Origin of the sequence: Ectothiorhodospira magna (assembly GCF_900110965.1) — a bacterium.
GTDB classification, from domain to species: Bacteria; Pseudomonadota; Gammaproteobacteria; order Ectothiorhodospirales; family Ectothiorhodospiraceae; genus Ectothiorhodospira; species Ectothiorhodospira magna.
Window position 1 is genome coordinate 53302 of sequence record NZ_FOFO01000021.1, and the last position, 11755, is coordinate 65056.

Below are 11755 nucleotides of genomic sequence, written 5' to 3' on the forward strand. Positions count from 1 at the left end.
TTCGCCTTGGGGGGCAATGTATCATGCCCCATCCCTCAACTAAGGTTCACCAGGATACTCAGATGAACCAAAAGACGGACACCCACCCTGTCACCCAACCTCAGTCCGCTGCCGAGCCGCAGGAAGCAACACAGATGCCCGAGGGGTTGGCGGACGCGTGCGAATCCAGCGAAGCTGAAGAACAGCAGAATATCGCCGAGACGACACCCCGCAGCGGGTTTCAGGGCCACGTGGTGGGCATCGGTGCCTCTGCCGGCGGGCTGGAGGCACTGGAGCAACTGTTCAATTGTATGCCTGGAGGCACCGAGGCTGCTTTTGTGGTGGTGCAGCATCTGTCCCCGGACCATAAAAGCCTGATGGCCAATCTGCTGGCCCGGCATACCAGTATGCCGGTGGTGACAGTGCGGGATGCCATGGAAATTGAGGCGGAGACCATTTATCTGATTCCGCCGGGCAATCTGATGACCATTTCCGAAGGTCAACTGCGGCTTAGCCCGAAAAATCCCAAGGCCCTCTCCCTGCCCATTGACCTGTTTTTTTCCTCCCTGGCCCAGGAATTTCGGGACCGCTGTATCGGCGTGATTCTCTCCGGCACCGGATCCGATGGCACCCGGGGATCGGTGGCCATTAACGATGCCGGCGGCCTGCTGCTGGCTCAGAACCCGGAAAATGCAAAGTTTGATGGTATGCCCCGCAGCGTCATTGCCACCGGGCTTGTGGATGAAATTCTGCCGGCGGAGCTGCTGGGACGCCGGATCAAGGACCATATCCTGCAAAAGCCGGAAACCCGGGTGGGACCACCACCGCGCATTCCTTCGGACCCGGATACCGGCTCGTCCCTGGAGGGTATTTTCCATCTGCTGCATAACCACGGCGGGGTGAATTTTCGGGACTATAAACCGGCTACGGTTCTGCGGCGTATCGAGCGGCGGATGCAGGTGCGCCATGTGCCGGATTTTGAACATTATCTGGAATTGCTGGATGGAGACTCCGGCGAGGTGTCGGTGTTGCGGCGGGAAATTCTCATCCCGGTGACCAACTTCTTTCGTGACCCGGAAGCCTTCGACGCCCTGGCCACCAAAGTGGTGGATCAGGTGGTGCAACAATCCTCTGCATCCCATCCCATTCGGGTCTGGGTGGCAGGCATGTCCACCGGAGAAGAAGCCTATTCCATTGCCATCCTGTTTGCCGAGGCATTTGAACGGGCACGCCGTTGGCCGGATATCAAAATCTTTGCCACCGATGTAGAACAGAAAAACGTGGACGCCGCCAGTGCGGGAACATTTTCCGAGGCCATCATGGCGGAGGTGTCCCCGGAGCGCCTAGAGCGTTTCTTCATCAAGCGGGGCAGCCACTTTGTGGTCAAGCCCGAACTGCGCCAGACCCTGGTATTTGCCCGCCACAACCTGCTGGAAGACCCGCCATTCACCCGTATGGATATGGTGTCCTGTCGTAATGTGCTGATCTACTTTGTGCCGGGGGCCCAGGAGCGTGCCCTGCGGCGTTTCCAGTATGCCCTGGCCCCCGGCGGCTACCTGTTTTTGGGAAGCAGTGAATCCCTGGCGGGTCTGAGTTCCGACTTCACCCCGGTAAGCAGCAAATACAAGCTGTTCCAGATGCTGCGCAGTACCACATTACCCCTGGACTCCCATGGCAGTTCGGCGCTGCTGGGTGCCCGGGTGTCTTCCTCTTCACGGGTCCGGCGCACCGGTATCCAGGGAAACCAGCCCAGGGATGCTTCCGCCATTGACACGGCCCAGCAGTTGCTGCTGCGGGATCACGCGCCGCCGAGTGTATTGCTGTCGGATACCCTGGATCTGATTCATATTTTCGGTGAAGCCCAGCGCTATTTGCATTTTCCCTCCGGCAGCATCTCCCTGGAAGTCTCCAAACTCTTGCCCTCCGGCATCGTGCCGGTGGCTCAGGCCCTGTTGCGCCGTGCCGCCAAAGCCAGTGGTGTGGTCCGTTCCGAGGCCAGCACCTTCAAGTTGCCCGATGGCACATCCCAGCGCCTGTGTGTCTCGGCGCGACGGCTGGGGGGGGATGAGCGTAACCCTGGATTTTTGTTGCTGTCTTTTGAATCCCTGGTGTCCAGCAGTTCATCGGAAGGCAGCGAAGGCGGCCAGCCGATGGACGTGAACATGGAAGCCCAGGAACGGATTCAATCCCTGGAACAGGAACTGGCGGCCACCCGGGAGAGCTTGCAGGCCACCATCGAGGAACTGGAGGCGTCCAACGAGGAATTGCAGGCCACCAATGAGGAAATGATGGCCTCCAATGAGGAACTGCAAAGTTCCAACGAGGAACTGCAGTCGGTGAACGAGGAGCTGTACACCGTCAATGCGGAAAACCAGGAAAAGATTCAGATACTCAACCGTCTCAACGCGGACCTGGACAGCATGGCCAAGGCGGCTTCCATCGCCACCTTGTTTCTGGATGAATCCCTGCGGATCACCCGGTTTACGCCGGAGGCGACTCATATTTTCAAGATCAGGGACGGGGATGTGGGGCGGCCCCTGGACGATTTCAGCCATTCCCTGGATTACCCGAACCTGATGAGCGACCTGCGCGCCAGCTTGCGGGAAGGCCGGATGGTCGAACATGAGGTCAGCGCTGATTCCGGTCATCATTATCTGCTGCGTATTTTACCCTATACCCTGCAAGGGGCGTCCTCCAAGGGGGCGGTGATCACCTTGGTGGATATCACCTCCATCCGGGATGTGGCGCTGCTGCAGGCGGTGCTTGATTCCCTGGATCACCATGTCGCGGTCCTGGATCACAAGGGCGTGGTTGTGATGCTCAACAAGCATTGGCAGGCGTGTGCCAAGGATTATGGCCTGTTGACCCTCAAGGGGGCCCAGGTCGGTGCCTGTTATCTGCAGGCCTGTAAAAACAGTGATCAGACTGCCGATGGCATCCACGCCCGCAAGGCCCAGGAGGGGGTGGGCAAGATACTCAATGGAGAAATAGAGAGTCTGGGTTTTGAGTACCCTTGCGATGCGGCGGGGGCGCCCCGGTGGTTTCTGATGCGGGCAGTGAAACTGCAGCATCCCGATGGCGGTGCCATCGTCAGCCATCTGGAGATCACCGACTGGGTGCCGGAGCGGCTGAAACATAACGACAATTAAACAGGGTCAGTCGGCGCCCTGCCCATGATGGGCCGTGCTGGCCCATTGCGCGATCAGGGCATCGACGGTCAGGGGTTTGCTGAACAGGTAGCCCTGACCGATGCGACAGCCTTCCTGAATCAGAAACTGTCGCTGGCATTCCGATTCCACCCCCTCGGCCACTGTCTCCAGTCCCAGGCTCCGGCTCAGGCCGATGATGGCACGGACGATGGTTTCGTCGTTGTTGTCTGCGCCCACGTCCTGAACAAATGACTGGTCAATTTTGATGCGATCCAGCGGCAGGCGCTTGAGATAGGACAGGCAGGAATAGCCGATACCGAAATCATCCACCGCAATCTTGATCCCCAGGGTTTTGAGTTCCCGCAGGACACTCTGGGTGCGTTCCGGGGCGCGCATGATGAGGGATTCGGTGACTTCCAGCTCCAGACATTCTGCCGGCAACTGATAGTCCTGCAGCGCCATTTTGACCTGACTGACCAGATTATCCCGCTCAAGCTGTTGCACCGACAGGTTGACAGCCACCTGGGGCAGGTGGATGCCGTCCTGCCGCCATTGATTCATTTGCCGACAGGCCTCCCGCAATACCCAGGTGCCGATTTCGCTGATGATGCCCATGTCTTCAGCCAGACAGATAAAGGTGCCCGGAGACACCAGCCCCAGGGTTGGATGTTGCCAGCGTACCAGAGCCTCCACGCCCACCAGTTGCCGGGTCTGCAGGTTCACCTGGGGCTGATAGTGCAGCACCAGTTCACCCCGCTGGGAGGCACCCCGCAGGGCGGATTCCATCTTCAGTCGTTCCAGCACCCCTTGGGACAGGTTGGGGGTAAAAAAGTGGTAATCGTTGCGCCCGGTGTTTTTAGCCTCATACATGGCCATGTCTGCATGCTTGAGCAGCGTGTCCGCGTCTTCTCCATCCTCCGGGTACAGGGCCACACCAATACTGGCGGTAACAATGACTTCGTGTTCATCCAGGGTCACGGGATCGGTGAGGACGCCCAGAATCTTCTGACACAGGGTCTGGATGTTCTGCATGGAAGCGTCGTTTTCCAGCAGCAGCACGAATTCGTCTCCCCCCAGCCGGGCCAGGGTATCCGAGGCGCGTACATTGTCCGCCATCCGCTTGGCGACGGTCTGCAGCAGCTGATCCCCCAGACTGTGCCCCAGGGTATCGTTGATGGTTTTGAAGCGATCCAGGTCGATGAACAGCAGGGCCAGTCCTTTTCCTGAACGCTCTACCCGCCGCAGGCTGTGGGTCAGCCGGTCCCGGAACAAAGTCCGGTTGGCCAATCCGGTGAGCGGGTCGAAATGGGCCATGAGTTCCAGTTGCCGCTGAGCCTCCTTGACCGGGCCGATGTCACTGAATATCCCTACATAGTGGGTGATCTGCCCCTGGTCGTCCCGCACCGCGCTGATGGTCAGCCATTCCGGGTAGAGGGTGCCGTCCTTGCGCCGGTTCCACAGTTCACCGCGCCAACTGCCGGTGGTCTGCAAGGACTGCATCATGGCCTTGTAAAAAGCCGCGTCCTGCTTTCCCGATTTGAGCATGGCCGGGGTACGACCAGCCACATCCGCTTCGGTGTAGCCGGTAATCTGGGTGAAGGCGGGGTTGATGGCGATAATCCGTTGTCCCACATCGGTGACCACAATTCCCTCGGCGGCAGCCTGAAACACCTGGTCGGCCAGCCGCAGACGGGCCTCGCTGCGGATTCTGTCGGTGATGTCGTGTACCACCGCATGCCGCAATGTCTGCCCCTCCACCTGAATCAGGCCGGTGTACACCTCTACCTGACGCAGGTCTCCGTTGGCCAGGCAATGGGTGGCCCGATAATATTCCGCCCCCGGATTCAATTTCTGGGCCGGTTCGGGGCTAGGCTCTCGCTGTTCAATATCTGCCAGGGCGCGGTTGAGCAGGGGGTGTCGGGTGCATCCGTAAAATTGGCAGGCCCCCGGATTGGCATCCACAATGCGCTCCTCCTGAGGGTCCACCAGCAACATTACCGAATGGCTGTTCTCAAACAGGCTACGGTAGCGGGACTCGCTTTCCTGCAATGCCGCCTCGGTGGTACGACGTTTCTGTTCCAGGGCCAGATGCTGCAGGGCGTAGGAAAAGTCTTCGGTGATGTCCTGCACCAGCCGGTCAATCTGGGGGGTGAAGCTGTCGGGGGAATCGGACATGAAACTGGCCATGCCCACCAGCCGGTATTCCCGGATCAGGGGGTAATGTCCGAAGGTATGGATGCCATTGCGTCTGGCCCAGGCCCGCCACTGGGGGGGGGCTTCCGGGTCATCCCGGTGGGCATAGACGTAAGGCTGTTGATTAATGGCCTGCCAGGCTTCCTCCAGGGGGATGGACCGGCATTGTTGCGGGGTCAGGCCGTTAAATGAACGGGGGACTGGATCGGCGCCCGGTTTCGGGCACAGACTGATGACACAGGCATTGAAGCGGCCATAGTCCACGGCGATGCGGGTCAGGTTATCCAGCAGCAGCTGTTCGTCCTCGATGCGGACAATGGCCTGATTGACGGCGCTCAAGGTGGCATAGAGCATACTGACCTGGGCCAGTTGCAGTTCTGCCTGCTTGCGCTCGGTGATGTCCCGGTTGACCCCCCGCCGGCCCTGATGCGCACCATCCAGACTGATGACCGGCTGACATTCGTGCTCAATCCAGCGCACTTCTCCATTGGCGTGGCGGATGCGAAATTCCAGACAGCGATGAGGTAACTCTGAGGCGTCATGCCGGATGTCTTCCTGATGGGCAATCCAGCGGGACAGGTCTGATGGCATCATGATGCGATCCATGAGTTTTGGATCTTGCATGAACTGTTCTGGTGGACAGCCACTGATGGACTCGCAGCCAGGAGAAACATAACGGTACTGGCCGTCATCACCGAGCCAGTAGTCCCAGACCGGGGAATAATCCGCCAGTATCCGATAGCGGGCTTCACTTTCCCTGAGTTCCTCGTGGGCGAGGGTGATTTCCAGTTCGTGCCGGATATGTTCCGTCAGATCGACGATGGCACACACAAAGTCATGTTCCCGGCCATCCCGGCCCGGCAGTCGGGCCACATGGAGTTCGCCGGTAAACTGTTCTTCGTTGGCATCGAGGAAGGTGATCTTTTCTACGATGTAGTGGCCACTTTCCCCGGCCTGCACCAGCGCCTGATGTAGCTGACGCTCATGTTCCTTCAGCATCAGCCGGCGCAGAAAATGGCGCCGCAGGTGTTGACCGCTCAGGCCAAACAGTTTCTGGGCATGGGTGTTGGCTTCCAGGATCAGACCATGACGATCCACCACCACGGCAGCAATGGGAATACCCAAAAAGAAGGCCGTATAGCGGTCCAGAGCTTGCTGGACCTGCCATTGGGTTTCCTGCAGTTCGGTATTTTGAATTTCCAGTTCGGCCTGATAGATGCGCAGCTTCTGGGTGACTTCTTCCAGGTCAATGTTGCCTTGGGCCAGCAGCTGTTCGGCCAGATCAAATTCACCCCGGCGCAGGGCTTCCTGGGCCTGTGCCTTGATGGTCTGACGGTCTTCCGCGGTGGATTCTTTATCTGACATCGGCGGGCTGGCTGGCTGGCGGGGTGATTTGCATGACCATGATCCTCGGCATCATACCGTAGTTGTGCCGGAACGGTTGAGGCAGCAGGGGATATCAGGGATGAAACAGGGGGGTATCGTCTGTCCTGTCAGGCGTGAGGGCCTTGGGCTGGGGATCAAAAAAGCACAGGGCATTTTTGCCGGCATGCTTGGCCTGATACATGGCAAAGTCTGCATGCTGGATCATATCCTTCCCGGAACCCTGCTGGCCATCCAGCAGGGCGATGCCAATACTGGCGGTGAGCTGGTATTCTCCGTATGCCAGTACATGAGGCTGGGCCACCGCCCGCAGGATTTTTTCCCCCACCTGCCCGGCCTGGGCCACCGCCGTGGCCCGGTCACGGCTCATTCCCTCCAGCATCACCACAAATTCATCCCCCCCCAATCGGGCCACCATGTCTTCTTCCCGCAGGCAACGACGAATCCGCTGGCTTGTTTCCCGTAAAACCTGGTCCCCCTGATCGTGCCCCAGGGTGTCATTGATCTGCTTGAAATCATCCAGATCAATGAACAGCAGGGCTGCATGTCGCCGGGCGTGGGGAGGGGTCAGGTCAGCCCGTTCCAGGCGGTCGATGAACTGGCGACGATTGGGGAGTTGGGTCAGGGGATCGCAAAAGGCCAGATGGCGAATTTCTTCTTCGGCGGCCTTGCGTGTGGTGATGTCGCGGGCAATGCCCTGAAACCCGCTGATATGGCCCTGTTCATCCAGAAATGGGCGGGCACTGGAGTTATGCCAGCGCCAGGTGCCGTCCATGTGGCGTACCCGGTATTCGATGTCGTTGTGGGTATTGCCCCGTTGCATCACCTGATCAAAAGCCCGATTGCAGATCTGCAGGTCATCAGGATGGACAAAGTCTGAATAGTGGCGCCCGATCACGGTTTCGATGTCGTGACCCAGCAGGGTTTTCCAGCTTGGGGAGACAAAGGCAAAGCGTCCATCGGGGGTGAACAGATAGATGATGTCGTGGCTGTTCTCGATAAGAAAACGGTATTTTTCCTCCGATCCCCTTAGTCTGGCCTCGGTGAGCTTTCTTTCGGTGATGTTGTCGAAAATGGCTGCAAATCGCCCTGTTTCGATGGGAAAGGCCCCTACACTGAAATGTTTGCCCGATTGCCTGAACCCATGTTCGAAGGTCATGGTCCGGCCCTGGAGTGCCACTTCCCCGAAAATATCCACCAGTCGCAGGGTTTCCGGGAAGGGGAACATGGTCAGGGCCGTCTTGCCAACGATATCCTGGGCGGCAATGCCGGTATGGGTTTCAAAGGCGGGATTCACCAGCACGAAACGGTAGTCATAGGGTTTGCCGTCTTCATTGAGCAAAATCTCGTGTACCGCCACACCACTTAGAGAATGGTCGAACAGCTGCCTGAACCGGGCCTCGCTGGTTCTCAGATCCGCCTCTGCCCGCCGTCGTTCATCAATTTCCTGGTTCAGGGTCTGATTGGCCACGGCCAGGGATCGGTTGCTCAGGCGCAATGCCCGTTCGTAGCGCACATTGCGCAGATGGCCCCTTAGATACACCCATCCTACCCCGACCACCAACAACCAGGTCAGGCCCAGTATCGTCACGCTGCGCCACCAGGCCGTCAGTACCTGCTGGCGGGATTCACCGGCAATGACGATCATGGGCAGGCCGTTGATCTTGCTGGCGGTGTAGACCCGGGTGATGCCATCCACCGGGGAACTCAGGGTGAAGCTGATGTGGGTATCAGGGCTGTCCGTCAGACGGTTGAGGACGCTGGTATCCAGGATCATGCCTTGTACCCCGTCCTGATAGCGGTCCATCGGCACAGGATGTCTGGCCAGAACCTTGAGTTCATTGTCGATGAGCGTCAGGCTGCTGCCGGGAAGTCGTTCGATGCGTTCCAGTTGTTGATGGAAAAAGGCCACTTCCCGGTGCGCGGAAACCATGCCGGTCAGTTCGCCCTGACGATTGCGGATGGCTCTGGCCTGGGCCACCACGAACCCTCCCAGCCGGTCGGACCAGAACATGCCGGAGACCTGATGGTCCAGGTGGGGGTGATCCTGGAACTGGATGAAAGTGGCCTGGGTACCACCTGCGGCAGCACCGTGGAGCAGCCGGCCCTGGGCATCCAGGACGGTGATGTCCTGAATATCGGGGAGCAGTTGAGGTTGGCGGGAAATCAGATGCCCCACCCGGTGGCGGGCTTCTCCTTCCTGATCGGGAGGGGGCGCCAGCCATTCCGGGGCCATGTCGTTGATCAGGGTGTGCAACAACACATCCGACGCCTGAAAGGCGCCGGTCAGCCATTCCCCTACCAGGGCGGTGGTGGCGTGGGTGCGTTCCTCGGCACCGCGGATTTCCCGCTGGTGACTCGTGGACAGTTCCACCACAATGCTGGCTGCCAGCAGCAGGCAAAGACTCAGGTAGATCAGCCAGGGAAGGCGGGTACCCCCGGTGTCATCAGTCGGATTGATGGCTGGCGTTGACTTCATCCGTTTGTCCAGGGACACACCGGGCGGTCGAACGCGATGCGTCAAAATCCCTCAATGTTGGCACTGACCGCTCACCGTCCCGCAAGGACGGTGCTCCCCCCGTATTTTAAGGACAGCAGGCTTTTTTCGTGGGCCACGGCTGAAATTGTAGTCCAAAAGTTGTCTAAATACTCTTTAAAATCCACGTTGGTCAATAGGCAGAGATAGACATCATGTTCCGCTGGGTTGTGCTGATATGGGGGATGCTGGTGCTGTTGGTGGTGATGCCGTCCGCTGGCTGGATCGTGTGGACAGAGCATAACCCCGATCAGGAGCGGGATATTCGGGTCATGGTTCAGGAGCATCTGGAGCAATGGTTTCCCGAAGCCATGTCCCTGCCGCCGGGACAGGTTGGTTTCATCCCCCGGGGAGGTGCCAGTGCCGATGGGATACCCGATGTGGTGCTGATTCACGGCCTGGATGAACCGGGGGGGATCTGGGATGACCTGCTTCCGGTATTGACAGCAGCGGGGGTGACCGCCTGGGAGTTTCGCTATCCCAATGATCAGGCCGTGGACCACAGTGCGGATCTGCTGGCTACCCATTGGGCCGATCTGGACGGGACAGCGCCAGTGGTGTTGATCGGGCACAGTATGGGTGGGCTGGTGATTCGGGATTTTGTCTCCCGCTGGCGGCATCCGGTGGCAGCAACGCCTCAGGTGGCTGGCCCGGCGGTGGCAGGGGTGATTCTGGTGGGCACCCCCAATCAGGGGTCGGAATGGGCCCGGCTGCGGGCCTGGCTGGAAGTCAGGGAATGGCTGGCCGATATTCCCCAGGGACAGTTTTCCCTGTGGGCCGGCCTGCGGGATGGCACCGGCGCTGCCAAGATTGATTTGCGTCCTGACAGTGCCTTTCTTGAAACCCTCAACCAAAGACCCTGGCCATCGGTGATGCCGGTACAGGTGATCGGCGGCCAGATCGCAGAACCGACGCCAGCCATGCAGAGGAGCCTGGATATGTTGTCCGAGGAACTGGGGATTGAGGACCTGGGGGAGCGGGTGGAGGCATGGTGGTCAACCACCGGCGAGTCCCTGGGAGACGGGGTGGTGCCGGTGGCCTCCCTGGCATTCAAGGGGGCTTCAGAGCCGGTGATTGTCACCGCCTCTCATCGAGGGTTGCTGGTTCGCCAGCCGTTTTCAGACCAGCACCCCCCGGCCATTTCCCTGATTGTCCATCAGCTTCAGGTGTGGGGAACGGGGGGCATGGCCCCGCTTGAGATACCCTGATCCGATGCCCGTCTGGTGTTAAAAGCCATCGGTGGAGGTGAACAGCCCGACCCGGAGATCCTTGGCGGTATAGATCAGGCGGTCATCCACCAGCACCTGCCCATCGGCAATGCCCAGCACCAGCTTGCGGGTGATGACCCGCTTGATGTCCACCTGATAGGTGACTTTCCGGGCGCTGGGCAGCACCTGTCCGGTAAATTTTACCTCCCCCACGCCCAGGGCACGACCGCGACCAGGATTGCCGATCCAGGCCAGATAAAAGCCCACCAACTGCCACATGGCGTCCAGACCCAGGCAGCCGGGCATGACCGGGTCACCGGGAAAATGGCAGTGGAAAAACCAAAGATCGGGGTGAATGTCCAGTTCGGCACGCATCTCCCCCTTACCGAAGGCACCACCCTCGTCACTGATGTGGTTGATGCGGTCCATCATCAGCATGTTCGGTACCGGCAACTGGGCGTTGCCGGGACCGAACATCTGGCCGTGGCCGCATTGCAGGAGTTCTTCGCGCTCGTAACTGTTTTTTCGCATGGATCGGGTGTCTGACGATGGGAAAGCCGCCTATTGGACCGGATTACGCCCCTCGGCACAAGGGGAAATCCGGTTCTTAGGCGTCCCAGCGCAACTGAGCCAGCTCCGAGCGGGTAAAGAATCGATCCTGACGCATAAAGCCCGCCACAATGCCCTCCTTGAGGGCCGTGATCCGCCCCTGCATGTCCCGTTCGATCACCCAGTGATCCGGCAGACCGTCCAGCAGATGAATGACGGCCAGGGAACCGTCCTCATTGATGGACAGATGAGTTTCATGGGTATGAACGTCCATGAAGGCGGGAAGAAAGCCCAGCACAGCCGCCCCGGCGGTCATCTCCGGCATCTCCCGGTAGGGGTTAAGCTGGGTGCCTGCATATGATTCCAAATGGCTTCTGTCCATGGGAATGTCTCTTTGAAGATACTTGATCTGGCAGGGCAGCGGTGTTATCGCAAGGTACGACGCCATTGCCCCGGCTCGTGCCCGGATCAGACCTTGGGTCATGGAAATCAGGGATTTATGCCCAGAATCACCTGTCTTGGGGTAGCCTGGGACACATTGCCCTCACTGAACTTGTCGGCCATGAGCAAAAAAACTTTAGACGGGCCTGATCAGCGACGGCAGCAGGAGCTAGACTCTAGTCTTGCAAAAAATGCGCGATAGTGTACTCTTGACTTATGGAAAACACCATGAGTACAGGCAAGGCGGCGAAGCGGCTGGGTGTTTCGGTCAAGACCCTGCAGCGCTGGGACCGCGAGGGGCGCCTCGTTCCAGCGGC

The 11755-nt window shown here is 59.2% G+C and carries 7 protein-coding genes; 3 read left to right on the forward strand and 4 right to left on the reverse strand.

Annotated elements, in window-relative coordinates; translation table 11 throughout:
• Positions 1 to 62 precede the first annotated feature (62 nt).
• On the forward strand, positions 63 to 3128 hold the full coding sequence (locus tag BMX62_RS09590; protein ID WP_162273528.1) for a chemotaxis protein CheB: 3066 nt from the start codon (positions 63 to 65) through the stop codon (positions 3126 to 3128).
• A gap of 6 nt (positions 3129 to 3134) precedes the next feature.
• On the opposite strand, the gene BMX62_RS09595 is transcribed toward BMX62_RS09590, so the two are convergent.
• Both BMX62_RS09595 and BMX62_RS09600 read right to left on the reverse strand, forming a co-directional pair.
• On the reverse strand, positions 3135 to 6686 hold the full coding sequence (locus tag BMX62_RS09595; protein ID WP_090207960.1) for an EAL domain-containing protein: 3552 nt from the start codon (positions 6684 to 6686) through the stop codon (positions 3135 to 3137).
• A 94-nt stretch (positions 6687 to 6780) separates the two neighbouring features.
• Positions 6781 to 9183, reverse strand: a complete 2403-nt coding sequence (locus BMX62_RS09600) for a bifunctional diguanylate cyclase/phosphodiesterase (RefSeq protein ID WP_090207963.1) — start codon at positions 9181 to 9183, stop codon at positions 6781 to 6783.
• A gap of 212 nt (positions 9184 to 9395) precedes the next feature.
• On the opposite strand from BMX62_RS09600, the gene BMX62_RS09605 reads away from it, so the two are divergent.
• The gene (locus tag BMX62_RS09605; protein ID WP_090207966.1) at positions 9396 to 10448 is read left to right on the forward strand and encodes an esterase/lipase family protein; all 1053 of its coding nucleotides are present in this window, start codon (positions 9396 to 9398) and stop codon (positions 10446 to 10448) included.
• An 18-nt stretch (positions 10449 to 10466) separates the two neighbouring features.
• Here the strand turns inward: BMX62_RS09605 and fabA are convergent, their stop codons facing one another.
• Both fabA and BMX62_RS09615 read right to left on the reverse strand, forming a co-directional pair.
• A complete protein-coding gene (gene fabA / locus BMX62_RS09610; RefSeq protein WP_090207970.1) occupies positions 10467 to 10979 on the reverse strand; it encodes a 3-hydroxyacyl-[acyl-carrier-protein] dehydratase FabA in 513 nt (170 codons plus the stop codon).
• A 76-nt stretch (positions 10980 to 11055) separates the two neighbouring features.
• Entirely contained in the window at positions 11056 to 11379 is a 324-nt protein-coding gene (locus tag BMX62_RS09615) for a hypothetical protein (RefSeq protein ID WP_090207973.1), read from the reverse strand.
• Positions 11380 to 11666: 287 nt separating this feature from the next.
• Between BMX62_RS09615 and BMX62_RS13395 the strand changes: the two genes are divergently transcribed.
• Positions 11667 to 11755: MerR family DNA-binding transcriptional regulator (locus BMX62_RS13395; RefSeq protein ID WP_420795820.1), on the forward strand; the 89-nt coding region annotated here is incomplete at its 3' end.

What these genes read in the sequence shown, in the direction of transcription:
- BMX62_RS09590 (WP_162273528.1), top strand. Translation starts at nt 63, where the DNA reads ATGAACCAAAAGACGGACACCCACCCTGTCACCCAACCTCAGTCCGCT.
- BMX62_RS09595 (WP_090207960.1), bottom strand. Translation starts at nt 6,686, where the DNA reads ATGTCAGATAAAGAATCCACCGCGGAAGACCGTCAGACCATCAAGGCA.
- BMX62_RS09600 (WP_090207963.1), bottom strand. Translation starts at nt 9,183, where the DNA reads ATGAAGTCAACGCCAGCCATCAATCCGACTGATGACACCGGGGGTACC.
- BMX62_RS09605 (WP_090207966.1), top strand. Translation starts at nt 9,396, where the DNA reads ATGTTCCGCTGGGTTGTGCTGATATGGGGGATGCTGGTGCTGTTGGTG.
- fabA (WP_090207970.1), bottom strand. Translation starts at nt 10,979, where the DNA reads ATGCGAAAAAACAGTTACGAGCGCGAAGAACTCCTGCAATGCGGCCAC.
- BMX62_RS09615 (WP_090207973.1), bottom strand. Translation starts at nt 11,379, where the DNA reads ATGGACAGAAGCCATTTGGAATCATATGCAGGCACCCAGCTTAACCCC.